The sequence below is a fragment of the Balneolaceae bacterium genome, from assembly GCA_034521495.1.
GTDB lineage: Bacteria > Bacteroidota > Rhodothermia > Balneolales > Balneolaceae > Rhodohalobacter.
Genome location: JAXHMK010000010.1, coordinates 611,440 through 625,861 on the forward strand (window position 1 = coordinate 611,440; position 14,422 = coordinate 625,861).

Genomic DNA, 14,422 nt, shown 5'->3' on the forward strand with positions numbered 1-14,422 from the left:
TCGGGAATTCAACTCCTCAACCCTTTTCCACCGGTACGTATAGCTCCTCCCGGCAGGCGGGTCTGAACACTTCTCATGTAGAGAAGGCATGCACTGCCCTCTCTTCACTTCGCTTACCAATCAATCGCTTTCTCAAAATAATTTTCATACAATAGAACTATGTTAAATAATCTTACACACGTACGCGGAATTACCTGCTGGGGAGCCCACATGGGGATCAAATCGAAACGAAGAGATATCGCTCTGATCTATTCAAAAGTACCGGCATCAGCTGCAGCTGTATTCACCCGAAATGTAGTAGCTGCAGAACCGATTAAACTGAGTCGGCAGCATATCAAAGATGGGATGGCACAGGCTTTTATCATAAACTCCGGTAACGCGAACGCATGCACCGGAAAAGAGGGCTGGAAAGGTGCTGTTGCAATGGCCGAAAGTACCGCCAAAGAATTGAAAATCTCAAAAGAAGCTGTTCTCGTGGCTTCCACCGGTTTAATTGGCGAACCCTTCCCTACCGAAAAAGTGGTGAAGGGTATCAAAGAATGTGTGAAAAAATTGTCAGACCGTGTGATTGCCGGATCTCTCACTGCCAATGCTATTCTTACAACAGATACATTTGCAAAAGAGGGATTTACCTCTTTTTCCGTGGATGGCAAAGAGATCAACATGGCCGGAATTGCCAAAGGCAGCGGAATGATTCATCCCGATATGGGGACTATGCTTGGCTTTATTGTATGTGATATTGCCATTAGCTCTGAACTTCTGGATGAGGCACTCCGTACCGCCGTTGATAAATCCTTCAATATGATTACGGTGGATGGAGATACATCCACAAATGACATGGTTTCGATCATGTGTAATGGCGAGGCTGGAAACGAAAAGATCACTGAAAAAGATGCGAACTACGATCTGTTTCTTGCCAACCTGGAACAACTTTGTACTCACCTTGCTAAACTGATTATTTCAGACGGCGAAGGTTCTACAAAACTGATTGAATATCACACCGAAGGAGCTAAAACCGAGAAAGAAGCCCGCCAAGTCGTGCGCACGGTCTCCAACTCCAATCTTGTGAAAACAGCCATCTTTGGATCCGACCCCAACTGGGGACGAATCATTGCTGCAGCCGGCAGATCAGGTGTAGATTTCGATCCTGAAAAAGTGGATCTGTATATCGGTGCCGAGATTAACAAAATGGAACAGGTTGTAAAAGAGGGACAACCGATTGACGGAGTTCGAAAAAAACTCAAAAAGGTGATGAACGAATCGACCATAATTATCATGATCGACCTGAACCAGGGTGATGCAAAAGCCACCGGCTGGGGATCTGACTTCTCGTACGAGTATGTGAGAATTAATGCGGAATATACGACGTAATTGAATCTCGCCTGGCGATTGTTTTTTCGGCGAATCCTCCAGGTAGTAGGTAATGAGGGGAACAAGCAGGACGCTTGCGCCATTCATGCAAAGATACGCACGAGCGTCTCGCTCGTGCTATCAATATCGCCCGCTGATAGTTTTTAATGGCGGCGATGTTTCTGGCCCTGCCACCAGATTCTCGGCTGCCGGGGGAGTGGTTTTTTTCATGCCGAATCCGACTCTTTTTATCCAGAAATTCTGCAGCAAAAAAAAGCAACAATTCAAAACCCGATCTACATCAATCATATTGTTTTGACTGAATGGGTTTGGGTGTTAACTCGATCATATAAGATTGGAAAAACACAGATCGTCAGAGAACTTGAAATTTTACTCGACAGTAAAGAGATCGAACTTGAAGATAAAGAAACTCTGAGAGTTGCCGTTAACGAATTTGCTCAATCTAATGCCGATTTTTCTGATTGCCTCATCAGTGCTAAAAATCAAAACTCATCTAAAGATCCGACTTTTACCTTCGACAAAGAAGCATCCAAATTAACAGGAATGCAATTATTGGAATAGCGCCCAGACTGAAATTTTTAAAGTACACTTGCTGGTTCAAGTTTTATACTTGGCCCGATAATCAGCAAACGAACGGCAAACACGCACAAGTTTCAAACTTGCGCGAGTGGGTATACGACATAAAGTAGAACGGGTCGCTGACCCGTTTAAAACTAGCTTTAGTTTCTGGGGCACAAGCGGGACGCTTGCGCCATTCATGCAAAGATAGCGCGAGCGTCTCGCTCGTGCTACCAATATCGCCCGCTGATAGTTTTTAAGAGCGGCGAAACTTTTGGCTCTGCTACCAGATTCGGCGAGCCTTTTTTACGAATACTCTTCAACGGCTTTCAATACTTTTTTCAGATCTTCATCATCCACCTGGAAGTGGAATGTTGCCCGGATTGTTTTTGGCCCGAATGGTACGAGGCCAATTCCAGAATTGGAAAATTTTTCAAGGGCATCTTTTGCAGTTCCGTCTACAACATCAAACAGAACGATATTTGTATCTACGGTTGAGAGATCGATTTTAAACGCAGAATTATTTGAAATAACCTGTGCAAACTCCTTGGCTCGTTTGTGGTCATCATCCAAAAGAGGCCAGTGATTCTCAACGGCAAAATCAGCAGCCTCTGCTAACAGACCAATCTGCCGCATCCCTCCTCCCCACATTTTCCGTAATCGTCGCGCTTTTTTGATACGCTTTGTACTCGAAAGCATCATCGAACCGACCGGAGCTCCCAACCCTTTGCTAAAACAGATTGAAATGGTATCTGCAATTGTACCAAAAAATTTCGGCTCTATCCCCGAAGCAGTCATTGCATTCCATATTCTTGCACCATCAAGATGAACGAACAGATCATGCTTATCAGCACTTGTACGAATGTCTGTTAACTCTTCTTCTGTATAATAAGCGCCTCCGCCTTTGTTTGTCGTGTTTTCAATTGCAACGACTTTGGTGTGAGGATCCCAATCATTTTTGGGTCGTATTGCTGCTTCAATCAACTCGGGTCTGAGTTTTCCGCGATTGCCTTTTAACGGTCGTAATTGAATGGAAGAAAGATGAGCTGCAGCCCCGGATTCGTAATTAAATACATGACCCGTTTCATCAATAATCACTTCGTCTCCCGGTTCTGTAAGCACATGAAGACAGAGCTGATTACTCATTGTACCGCTCGGTACAAATAACCCTGCTCCCATTCCAAAGAGATCGGCCATTTTTTGTTGAAATTTGTTGACCGTAGGATCTGCTTCAAACACATCATCCCCAACCTCAGCCTGGGTCATCGCTTCCAGCATTTCGGGAGTCGGGCGTGTTATGGTATCACTTCGTAAATCTATCATTCTTTTGGAATTTTGTGTTCTGAATTTCTTCTCCTCTTGAGAGGGGAAAGCCTGAATGCGTTTAGCATGAAGGCGCGGAGTGTGTTAGCGTGATTTCAATGTTACAGTGAACACACCCCTGATGGTTTCGCTCATCGCTCAACCACCTGTCCCCTCTCAAGATGGGAGTTTCAATCTTAATCATGCTTAAAAAATCCTTCGCCTGTTTTATCTCCAAGCTTACCGGCATCTACCATTTTCACCAACAGTGGACACGGACGATATTTCGGGTCTTTAAATCCATCATACAACACATTTAAAATATCCAGGCATACATCCAATCCAATAAAATCGGCCAGCCTCAGTGGACCCATCGGGTGTGCCATGCCAAGTTTCATAACCTGGTCAATATCTTCAGGTCCGGCAACACCTTCATGCACACAAAAAATAGCTTCGTTGATCATCGGCATGAGTACACGGTTCGACACAAACCCCGGTGAATCCTCAGCTGAAACGGGAGCTTTACCAAGCTTTGCAGCCAGATCCATTACGGATTGAGTAGTATCTTCACTGGTCTCCAATCCATTTATCACTTCTACCAACTTCATTACCGGTACGGGATTAAAAAAATGCATGCCGATAAATTTATCCGGTCGTTTGGTTTCTGCCGCCAATTTTGTAATAGAAATAGATGATGTATTTGAAGCCAATATTGCATGTTTTGGAGCATTTTCATCAACCTTCTGAAATACCTTTTTTTTGAGTTCAAACTGTTCCGGAATTGCTTCCACCACGAGATCGGCTTTCAAAACACCTTCAACCGTATTAAGTGTTGAATGTATTCCCTGAAGGGTGGTTTTTTTATCATCATTAGAAATTTTCTGTTTGGAAAGCATTCTATCCAGATTTTTCTCAATGGTATTCAACGCTTTATCAAGAAATTTCTGCTGGGTATCAATCAGTGTAACGTCAAATCCATTCATTGCAAATACCTGGGCAATACCATTTCCCATCGTTCCACCGCCTATTACTGATACATTTTTAACGTCACTCATCTCAGCTCCAATTTTTCAAATGTTTATCATACCTTTCGGTTGTGAGAGTATGTATTTTGTGATGAATTTTCAATTTTACACGTAAGTTATTTTTTAGAAAGAAAATCGTTCATGAGATTCATTTTAAAACTGCTGATTTTTTTAGGAATTCTATTTGTCGGGATCGCAGTTCTTTCCGTTTACTGGACGTTCTACTCTCCGTTACCTGATTATACCTCCAATGTACAACTTGACGGACTTGAACAACAAGCCGAAGTCCACTGGGATACCTATGCTGTTCCATATATTTATGCTGAGAGTGAGGACGATCTTTATTACACAATTGGATACCTGCATGCACAGGAGCGGTTATGGCAGATGACTCTCTCTCAAATAGCTGCTGAGGGACGATTTGCTGAATTTCTCGGAGAAGACCTTGTTGAGTATGATATCCATCAGCGAACACTTGGGTTTTGGGAAACCGCAAAACGTATTGAGGCCGAAGCTCCCGATTCTCTAATCCATTTCCTGGAACGGTATTCCGCCGGTGTAAATGAGTTCGTACGCCAAAATAAAGAAAATTTACCCGTTGAATTTACCCTGCTTGATGTTAAACCGATTGAATGGACCCCTACCCACTCTATTGCTCTTTCCCGATTGATGGCGTGGGATCAAAATATCCATTGGTGGAGTGAATTGACATATGCATATCTCGCTGAGCAGATGGATTCATACAATTTTCAGCAACTTATCCCGGTGTATGATGACCGGTATCCAACCACTCTCTCTGAGGCAGAATCTGCCGAATTAGCCTCAGCCACCATGCCTTTTTTAGAAACGGAGATGGAATTTCGGGGACTTCTACAAAAGAAGGGGACTCAATTTGGAAGTAATGCCTGGGCTGTAAATGGAACAAAAACAAATTCGGGCTTGCCCATTCTTGCAGGAGATCCACACATGGGGCTCAGTATTCCGGGGTTTTGGTATGAAGTGTCTTATCATACACCAAACCACCAAATTTCGGGAGCTACTATTCCCGGTTCTCCTTTTGTTGTACTGGGACAAAATTTAAACCTGGCGTGGTCTATGACAAATATTATGTCTGACGACACCGATTTTTTCTCTGAACAGATCAACCCTAATAACTCTAACCAATATGTGGTTGACAGTGTCACCGATTCGGTAACTTCTTACCAGGAGTTCAGCAAACGAACAGAAATCATTACTGTTAAAGACGCCGACGATGAATTGCATGTTGTTCGGAGTACAAATCACGGTCCTGTTATTTCTGATATTCACCCCGATTCAACCCTGGGAGATAAAATAATCAGTTTAAACTGGATGGGGCATGAAGTCAGCCAGGAACTCTGGGCTGTTTACAAAATGAATCACGCTGAATCTATGGCACAGTTTCAAGATGCCGTTGAGATGTTTGATACACCCGGAATGAACTTTATTTATGCGGATATTGAAAATAATATTGCAATTTTTACAGGTGCTAATTTACCTGTCCGCGATTACAATCCGTTGATGTTCAGGCGAGGCTGGGACCCCTCCTATGATTGGCAATCAACGATCCCATTTGATGAGCTTCCTCATAAAATTAATCCGGAGGAGGGATTTGTGGCTCATGCCAACAATAAGATGCATACTGACAGCTATCCCTATTACATCTCTACATTCTGGGAACCACCGTCAAGAATACTGAGAATTAATCAGTTCCTGGAGTCAAGTGACAGTCTGACTATAAAATCTATGGAATCAATGCAATATGATGTGTATTCAGAACAGGCTCGGGAGATTACCGAAATGATCCTCCCGATTTTGCGAAGCGGTGAAAATGCTGATGACCTGGAAACAGCTCTCTCCTACCTGGAAAATTGGAATTTTGAATATACTGCCTCTTCAACTGCTGCTTCAATTTTTGATCTATTTTTTATCAACTTATCCAGGAATATTTTAGTGGATGATATAGGAGAAGAGATGTTTGAAAATCTGGCCCGTCTCGAACATCTGCCGGTCATGATAATTTCAGAGATGCTGCGCAATAACAGTATATTTTTTGATGATCGAAATACAACTCAAACGGAGGCTCTTGAAAAGATTGTACAGGAAAGTATGGCACAAACCCTACAGCAATTAAATGAGGAATTTGGCTCCGAGCCGTTTGAATGGCGTTGGGAAAATGTACTGGATTTTACACTACGGCCACCTCTGCTTGGAGAAGCAAGCCAAAGACCCGATGCACCTGCGATTCTAAAAATGATAGTCGACAATCTATTCAGTAAAGGTCCCTACACCGTTCGGGGAAATTCTATGTCAATCAATAAAGCTCAATATAGATGGGAATTCCCATTTAAAATGCATTTGGGACCCTCCATCCGAAGAATCATCGATTTTTCTTCACCCGGCAGATCGCAAACTGTTTTACCTACGGGGCAATCCGGTAATCCGCTGTCTGCTAATTATGGAGATCAAACCAATCTCTGGCTCGAGGGCCGCTACCGATTTATCTATCAAGATAGTACCTTCTTTAATGAAAACAGCTATCAAACCATGACGCTAACGCCGAATTAAAACACACTTAGATCAGATTCACAACATGAAACCCCTATTCAATATTTTTCCAATGATGTCGAAATATCGCTCACTTTTCTTACTACTTGTGATTTTATCTGCTTTTGCCATCTATACTATTAATGCTCAGATCACAAGCTCAGCGGTTATTACAGAAGATCAGACTCTTCAATCGCAATCGTCAGAATCGGTCATTGATATTGAATCTCTGTTATCTGAAATGTCTCTTGATGAGAAAATTGGACAACTGTTTATGGTTCGGGCGTACGGTCAATTTTCTAACAATCGTGATTTGGATTACCTTCGGTTAAAAGAGCTGATAACGGATTATCATGTGGGGGGAGTCGTTTTTTTCCAGGGTGATGTGTACGGCCAGGCAGTCAGAAATAATGAGTTACAGCAGCTTGCTACGTACCCATTATGGATTGCACAGGATATGGAATTTGGTGCCGCCATGCGTATTGATGGTACAACCCGGTTCACGCCGGCAATGGGTGTAGCTGCTACCGGTAATCCCTACAATGCATTTCTAAAGGGAAAAATTACAGCTATTGAGGCAAAAGCCGTTGGTGTTCACCAGGTCTATGCTCCGGTTCTGGATGTAAATAATAATCCAAATAACCCGGTGATTAATGTACGCTCTTACTCTGCTGACCCACAGATGGTGGCCCAATATGGTGAGGAATTTATGAAAGGTGTACAGAGTGAAGGGCTGATCTCAACGGGGAAACACTTTCCCGGCCACGGCGACACTGAAACAGACTCTCACCTTGCTCTTCCTACAATCACACACAATTATGCAAGACTTGATTCTGTGGAGCTTGTTCCCTTTCGTCAATCCATCAACAACGGAATGCAGAGTGTAATGAGTGCACACATCTCATTCCCGAATATCAGTGAGAATGAGGGGCTGCCGGGAACACTGGATCCCTCCATCTTGAACAAAATTCTTATAGATAGTCTCTCTTTTAATGGATTGATTGTAACCGATGGATTGGAGATGCAGGGAATCTCAGCTCATTACTCTCCAGGCGAAGCTGTGATTCGAGCGTTACAGGCAGGTGCCGATCAAATGCTGGTGAGCACCGATGAAAAAGCAGCCATCAACGAGATCAAAAAAGCTGTTGAATCCGGTAAATTATCTGAAGAACGAATTGACTACTCTGTCCGTAAAATCCTTCAGTTGAAAGCTGAAAACGGTGTATTTACTGATCGTACTGTAGATATAGAATCACTCAATTACAAGATAAATACTCCCCAGTTTAAAAATGCAGCTGATCGAATCGCCAGAGAATCGGTCACTGTTTTGAAAAACAATGATATCCTTCCGGTTCGGCAGATTGATTACCCAAATGTGTTGGTTGTTGGCATCTCGGATGGAGAAGAACATTCATCGGCAGGCACATTAACTCGCGAAATCAGAAAATATCACGAGAACATTCAATATCACTCACTTGACTCAAGAACAAGTTCGGAGGAAGTTCAGGAATTAATGAAGGATGCTGAACAAGCCGACCTGATTATTCTCGGGTCATTTATCCGGGTTCGATCTTACCAGGCGTTGCAAATGCCGGAAGAGTATAATCGTATTCTCCATCAACTCTCCGGATTCAACAAACCTGAAATTTTACTCTCCTTCGGAAATCCATATATCGTAGAGAATTTTCCTGAGTCTGATGTCCATTTAATGGCATGGTCCGCTGCAAGTGATCAGGTTCGTGAAACAGTTCCATCTATCTTTGGAGGAGCCGATATACAGGGAAAATTTCCGGGTGTAGTTCCCGGCATGTACCAAATTGGCGATGGAATTGAAATACCACAATCTGTCGTTCGATATGACGATCCAATTGCTGTTAATATGTCTGTCGATTCACTGATGCAGGTAGATAAAATTATGCAAAGTGCTATTAACGATTCTGTTTTCCCGGGAGGTGTTGTAGGTGTGATGCGGAACGGTGCGCTCGTCTGGCAGCAAGAGTATGGTTATCATGATTACTCCAAGACCAAAGCGGTTCGGGAAAATGGTGTTTACGACATGGCTTCCATCACTAAAATTATGGCTACAACAACCGCCATGATGAAATTGGTAGATGAAGGAAAAGTTTCTTTGGACGATCCCATTTCGAAATTTATTCCTGAATTTAATGAAGGCAAGAAAAAAGAGATCACTATCCGGCAATTTCTGTTACACACATCGGGGTTGCCGGCTTATCGAATTTATGTTGATGAGTTACGAACACGCAGAGAAATTATTGAGGCTGTCCGAAATGAGCCTCTAATCAACGAACCCGGTGAGGAGTATGTGTACAGTGATTTAGGTTTTATTTTGCTCGCTGAAATTGTTGAAGTGGTATCCGGGAAACGGCTCGATCAATATGTGCATGATGAATTCTATAACCCGATGGGCATGACATCGACTACATTTAATCCTGAAAATATTGGGTATACACTCACAAATAGAATTCCACCCACAGAGATCGACACGGTGTACAATCGTGGGCTTGTTCATAAAAAAGTGCACGATGAACGCGCATATTTTATGGATGGTGTTTCGGGCCACGCCGGGTTATTCTCGTCCGTACAGGATATCGCTAAATACTTCTTTATGCTTCTGAATGACGGGTATTATGGAGGTCACCAGTATCTCTCTCCAGAAATTATCGAATTATTTACAAGTCATCAGTCGCCCATTAACCAGCGCGGACTGGGATTTGACCGAAAAAGCGAGGGCTTCAGTACAGCCGGAACGCTGACAAGTGAAAATAGTTTTGGACATACAGGATTCACCGGAACAAGTTTTTGGGTTGATCCGGACAGGAACATTGCAATTGTAATTCTTACAAATCGAACGTATCCCAACCGAAGTTATGGCAGCAAGATCAGCCAAATTCGCGCACAGGTTGCGGATGCCGTTATGAAAAGTATCAACTATTGAAAGATTTTAAATTCGATATATCATTAAGGAGTTATACTCCCTATTCAAAGAATCAGGAACATTGTTTTATCCAGGGAAAATCCGGAATGATCTATCCGGGTGTACGGATTGATAATATTTCATTTCCCCTCACGATACCCGCTATCCAGGCGGCAGTTTGTAGTTGCCTTGGCAACGGAGACAAACCTGTGGGAATTATCAATAATAACCGTGATCAGGACATCTCAGAGTTTTGGGTCCGTGTATTCAAACTCAAGAAACTTGACAAAATTCCGGAACATTCAACTCTGTATGATCCATTGGTTGAAGAGGTGGATCATGTAACCCACTTTTTAAAAGATTTATGTGATATGAGTGTTTCGGAATATTCAGGATTTCCTGTTACGGCCTTGTTGAAGACAGAATCTGGATTCATTCCCGGGGTTAATATTGAATTTGAAGAATGGAGCTTAGGGCTCTGTGCGGAACGGGTTGCTCTCTCAAGAGCTATTGCGGCCGGATATGAAGACTTTCATGAAATGCATATTTACGCTCCAAAAAGTGAGTTTATAAGTCCTTGTGGTGCCTGCCGCCAAGTACTTTTCGAATTAATGCCCGATCAGTTCGTTGAGCTTCATCATGATGAAGAATCAAAATCCAGACATTTAGTATCCCACCTTTTACCAAACGGTTTTACAACAAATTCACTATAGAAATATTACAGAAATGGATTTTTTAGCAGTTCTCGATTACGATCATCTCGACAATGGCGTCTTTTTAACTTCGTTCGCAAAATCACTTGCTAAGAAAAATAGTCGTGGCCTTATTATTCACGGGGACAGCGAACACACAGAACGCATTATACAAACGGGTGTAATGAGAAATGAAGCCAAAATTCGAGCAATTAAAGAGTTAAATCACAGATTAGTTGCTCTTTTTGCAGATGAAGGAGTTTCAACCATAGCGTTGAACGGATTCCAAAAACAACTTTTGACTTATGATGGCTCAACAGTAGAAATCGATAAAAATCAGATAGACAAACTTCCCGAGCATCCAATGGTTTTAATCTCAAATCTTGCAATAGATACGCGTACTGGCCGGCATGCAACTATTCCCCTTACAGAAATGGCAACAGCGCTCTCCGATACATTTAAGATTGATGAGATAACGATTTTTAGCATGGATGAATCATCTGATTTTATCAAGCAGGATTTTCCGGATAAATTAAACATTAGTAATGCTGATAAATCATTTATAGAAAAGCATATACCGGAAAAGCTGAGAAATTTGTCCACAACTGTACAGGTAAAAACTGGATCCAGCTTTTAATTTATTTTTTGAATGAAGTACTCTTTTCACAAAAAATTGCAATTAATGAAAAATAACGCCCTTTTTATTTGCCAGTTAAACTCTTCTTCAATAGTTTGTGTTAATTCACGTACGTTAAAACATAAACTAACCCAAAGGTGTTACTTATGAGTAGAAAAGAAGAACTAAATCAATTAATTACCGACTTAGAGGAAGATATTGATAAGTTTTACGAAAAAGGAAATAAAGCCGCCGGAACAAGAGCCAGAAAGAAATTACAAGAGATTAAGAAAAAATCTCAGGAAATCCGTTTGGAAATTCAGGACATGAAAAATTCTGGTAAAGTATAACTTCCATCCAAGATTTTATTTAATAGCCGCTGATTTCAGCGGCTATTTTTTTGGAGAAAATATTTCTCAAATTTTCCTTGACATCTGAATTCAGAAGGTCTTATATTTGGTACTTCTGATGAAACAATAAAACAGTTTCAAAGAAAAAATTCTTCGGTAGCTCAGTAGCAGAGCAACCGGCTGTTATCCCGACAGTGGTCGGGACGTAGGTTCGAATTCGAGCTTACATTTTTACACAATTTATTGTTATTCCTCGGTAGCTCAGTGGCAGAGCAATCGGCTGTTAACCGATCGGTCGTAGGTTCGAATCCTACCCGGGGAGCCAAATTATAGGTCTTAAATGCTCAAATGTGTTTAAGACCTTTTTTATTTTTATGGACTATTTCCTTTACATCCTTCAATCAGAAATTAAAGAAACTTACTACATCGGTAGTTCTGATAACCCGCAACGAAGACTTCCCTATCACAACGCGGAAAGTAAAGGATATACACAACGATACCGTCCATGGAAATTGGTCTATACTCATCCTTTTGATACCAAACAAAAAGCCCTTAAAGCCGAACAGATTGTAAAAAAATGGAAGAGTAAGAAGATGATTCGATTGTTAATAGACGGGAAAATCAGTATTCATGATTATTTGGAGTAGCCCAGAGCAATCGGCTGTTACCCCGACAGCTGTCGTGGTGTAGATTCGATACCCGCGGATTCTTCATAATCTATTTATAATCAACAGGTTATATGGGGTTTGTTATTTTAAGAGGAGAAGTCAATGACACACTTTTCCTACTCTATTTGGAGAGGCCTTCATTCATTCTATCAATACATTCAAAATTCTCCGTCATATCTTCCATAACCTAAATTCATCGATAGTTTTTAATTTATAAGGATTGTTAGACTTCATTTTTATCAACAAATAGTCAATCTTTGAATTAACGAAACTATCCTGCCCCTACTTTCTGTTTAAATAGCTGATAGACAATTATTTAACAGCAATATTCAACTATTAAGCAACATATTTTGAGCGACAATCATCAGAAAAAGCCAGTAAAAAATCAGTCATCTGATTCAGATCAACAAGAGGAATCAAAACCGGATAAAAAGAAAATAAAGGGGAAAAAACCGGGTAATTATTCTTCATGGATGAATGTTCTTTTATGGGTTCTCTTCTTTGCTTTCATATTCACATGGATTCAATCGCCGGGTGGCGGAATATTCTCACAGACGAGTGAAGTCAGTTACAGTGAATTTCGTGACCAACTTCAGGCAGGAAATGTAGAGAGTATACATGTTCAGGGAGAACAGATCCGTGGACAGCTGAAGGAATCCCAAATTTTGGAAACAACTCAGAATGATACCACAAAGTATGAATCGTTTATTACCTATTTGCCCTCTTTTGGGGATGACAGGTTATTTGAAATCCTTGAAGAGCAAAATGTAGCTGTCTCCTCAGAACCGGCCTCTGATTTTAGTTGGTGGACCGTTCTATTTTTCGTCCTTCCTGTTCTCATCTTTATATACCTTGGCTTTATGTTTTATCAGCGATTCAGAGCGCAGGGTCGCGGAATTTTTAACATTGGTAAAAGTAAAGCGAAACTTCAAGAACCAGATAAACAAGACACTACTTTTGACGATGTAGCTGGATTGGATAACACCAAAAAAGAGCTTGAAGAGGTCATTCAGTTTTTAAAAAATCCAAAACAATTTGAAGATATTGGAGCCAAACTACCCAAAGGCTTACTGATGGTTGGCCCACCCGGCACAGGTAAAACTCTGCTTGCAAGAGCGGTTGCCGGAGAGGCAGAAGTTCCTTTCTATTCAATCAGCGGCTCGGATTTCATGGAAATGTTTGTGGGTGTGGGTGCAAAACGAATTCGGGATATGTTTAAAAAAGCTAAAGAGAAATCACCAAGTATCATATTTATAGATGAGCTTGATTCGATTGGCCGACGCCGGGGTGCCGGGGTTGGTGGCGGACATGATGAACGTGAACAAACATTGAATCAGCTTCTTTCTGAATTGGATGGTTTTGAGCCTACCGAGAATGTTGTTGTAATGGCAGCAACAAACCGGCCGGATATTCTCGATAAAGCATTGTTGAGGCCTGGCCGATTCGACAGGCGAATTACAGTAGATATGCCAAATCAACAAGCCAGGGTAAAAATCCTTGAGATTCATGCTAAAAATAAACCCCTTGCAGATGATGTAGATCTGGAACGAATTGCAAAAAGTACCCCCGGATTTAGTGGTGCAGACCTCGAAAATCTATTGAATGAAGCTTCTCTCTACGCCGGCAGAGCTAAACGAAAAGAGATAAAAATGTCTGATATTGATAAGGCCAGAGATAAAGTAATGATGGGCCTTGAACGCGAAGGAGTTCAAATTGATGATGAGGAGAAGAAATTACTGGCTTATCACGAAGCAGGGCATGCTCTTGTAGCCGCCGTACTTCCCTACTCTGATCCAATTCATAAGGTTTCGATCATCCCCAGAGGAAAAGCGATGGGAGTCACACAACAGTTTCCTGAAAAAGAAAAATATATCTACAGAAGAGAGTACCTGCTCGACAGGCTTGCAGTTATCATGGGTGGCCGGGCCGCGGAAGAGCTGGTATTCCAGACATCCACCAGTGGTGCTCAAGACGATTTAAAGCAAGTTTCAAAACTTTCCAGGAGAATGGTCCTTCAATGGGGAATGAGTGATCGATTTCAGCATATCTCTTTAGGCAGTGATGAAGAAGAGGTTTTTCTTGGAAGAGATATGAGCCGGCAGCGTGAATACAGCGACTCAACAGCAAGAGAAGTTGACAAAGAGGTTCAAAAAATTACGAATGAAGCGTTTGAGCGTGCCATCAATACGCTCAAAGAAAATCGTAACATACTCGAACAAGTGGCCGAACTACTTCTTGAAAAAGAGGAGATTTCCGGTGAAGAGGTCGATAAATTACTCGACAACAATAAAAGTGAATCTGAGAATGAAAATAATAATTGATTCTGCTTCGACTGAAGAA

The 14,422-nt window shown here is 41.7% G+C and carries 11 protein-coding genes and 1 tRNA gene; 10 read left to right on the plus strand and 2 right to left on the minus strand.

What is annotated here, in order from left to right:
- Positions 1 to 159: 159 nt before the first annotated feature.
- On the plus strand, positions 160 to 1,371 hold the full coding sequence (argJ, locus tag U5K72_11555; protein ID MDZ7719442.1) for a bifunctional glutamate N-acetyltransferase/amino-acid acetyltransferase ArgJ: 1,212 nt from the start codon (positions 160 to 162) through the stop codon (positions 1,369 to 1,371).
- A 261-nt stretch (positions 1,372 to 1,632) separates the two neighbouring features.
- Entirely contained in the window at positions 1,633 to 1,932 is a 300-nt protein-coding gene (locus U5K72_11560) for a PIN domain-containing protein (GenBank protein MDZ7719443.1), read from the plus strand.
- Between the two features lie 303 nt (positions 1,933 to 2,235).
- Here the strand turns inward: U5K72_11560 and U5K72_11565 are convergent, their stop codons facing one another.
- Positions 2,236 to 3,252, minus strand: a complete 1,017-nt coding sequence (locus tag U5K72_11565; GenBank protein ID MDZ7719444.1) for a GntG family PLP-dependent aldolase — start codon at positions 3,250 to 3,252, stop codon at positions 2,236 to 2,238.
- Between the two features lie 176 nt (positions 3,253 to 3,428).
- Positions 3,429 to 4,286, minus strand: a complete 858-nt coding sequence (locus U5K72_11570) for a 3-hydroxybutyryl-CoA dehydrogenase (GenBank protein MDZ7719445.1) — start codon at positions 4,284 to 4,286, stop codon at positions 3,429 to 3,431.
- A 111-nt stretch (positions 4,287 to 4,397) separates the two neighbouring features.
- Between U5K72_11570 and U5K72_11575 the strand changes: the two genes are divergently transcribed.
- The 8 genes from U5K72_11575 (at position 4,398) to ftsH (ending at position 14,403) form a co-directional block, all read left to right on the plus strand.
- Positions 4,398 to 6,842: a penicillin acylase family protein gene (locus U5K72_11575; GenBank protein ID MDZ7719446.1), complete on the plus strand. Its 2,445-nt coding sequence runs from the start codon at positions 4,398 to 4,400 to the stop codon at positions 6,840 to 6,842.
- Between the two features lie 25 nt (positions 6,843 to 6,867).
- Entirely contained in the window at positions 6,868 to 9,777 is a 2,910-nt protein-coding gene (locus U5K72_11580; protein ID MDZ7719447.1) for a glycoside hydrolase family 3 N-terminal domain-containing protein, read from the plus strand.
- Positions 9,774 to 10,469 (plus strand): cytidine deaminase, encoded by a 696-nt coding sequence (locus U5K72_11585; protein MDZ7719448.1) that lies wholly within the window; start codon positions 9,774 to 9,776, stop codon positions 10,467 to 10,469. Before U5K72_11580 ends, U5K72_11585 begins: the two co-directional genes overlap by 4 nt.
- Before the next feature lie 13 nt (positions 10,470 to 10,482).
- Positions 10,483 to 11,085 (plus strand): hypothetical protein, encoded by a 603-nt coding sequence (locus tag U5K72_11590; protein ID MDZ7719449.1) that lies wholly within the window; start codon positions 10,483 to 10,485, stop codon positions 11,083 to 11,085.
- 146 nt (positions 11,086 to 11,231) lie between these two features.
- On the plus strand, positions 11,232 to 11,414 hold the full coding sequence (locus U5K72_11595) for a histone H1 (protein ID MDZ7719450.1): 183 nt from the start codon (positions 11,232 to 11,234) through the stop codon (positions 11,412 to 11,414).
- Positions 11,415 to 11,664: 250 nt separating this feature from the next.
- Positions 11,665 to 11,739: transfer RNA gene (locus U5K72_11600), tRNA-Asn, on the plus strand.
- A 49-nt stretch (positions 11,740 to 11,788) separates the two neighbouring features.
- On the plus strand, positions 11,789 to 12,061 hold the full coding sequence (locus U5K72_11605; GenBank protein ID MDZ7719451.1) for a GIY-YIG nuclease family protein: 273 nt from the start codon (positions 11,789 to 11,791) through the stop codon (positions 12,059 to 12,061).
- A 371-nt stretch (positions 12,062 to 12,432) separates the two neighbouring features.
- Positions 12,433 to 14,403, plus strand: coding sequence for an ATP-dependent zinc metalloprotease FtsH (ftsH, locus tag U5K72_11610; GenBank protein MDZ7719452.1), 1,971 nt, complete (start codon positions 12,433 to 12,435; stop codon positions 14,401 to 14,403).
- Positions 14,404 to 14,422: the final 19 nt, after the last annotated feature.